The organism is Streptococcus sp. WM07, assembly GCF_004570525.1.
Classification (GTDB): domain Bacteria; phylum Bacillota; class Bacilli; order Lactobacillales; family Streptococcaceae; genus Streptococcus.
In genome coordinates this window covers 1-429 of the sequence record NZ_SPPZ01000200.1, presented here as the reverse complement: position 1 = coordinate 429, position 429 = coordinate 1, and the positions used below count along the sequence as shown (strand labels likewise).

The following is a 429-nucleotide window of genomic DNA, read 5'->3' as shown; positions in this document are numbered from 1 at the left end:
CCTTATTATGAAACCTGGAGCGCGCCGGATGGCTACAAATTTTGAAATTCTGAAAAAAGTTTCTTGGCGCGACCCGTCCGGTTTTGTCGCAAAAAAAAATGGCCGGATTTTTCGCGCCGTCAGTGCGCAAAAAGTCGATGATGTAGAAACGTTGATGAACGCGCCCTGGTATCGGCAAGGAGTCGCCGATGGCTGGTTCCCGCAGTCCGAGTGGGTCGCCGGCCGCGTCGAATCTGTCACTGATACGGCGCATTTACGCTGGCTGGAACACCGCGCTGTCGATTTCCCCTGCTATCCGCATGAAATTACCGCTTTGCAGTTGTATGACGCGGCAAAAATGACACTGCAAATCGCCAAGACAGCTTTGGCACACGGCTGGATCATCAAGGATGCATCGGCGTGGAATATCCTGTTCGAACATGGCAAGCC

1 protein-coding gene is annotated in these 429 nt (G+C 52.9%); it reads left to right on the top strand.

Annotated features, from left to right (window positions below):
• Positions 1-28 precede the first annotated feature (28 nt).
• Positions 29-429: hypothetical protein (locus E4T71_RS09005; RefSeq protein WP_209304493.1), on the top strand; the 401-nt coding region annotated here is incomplete at its 3' end.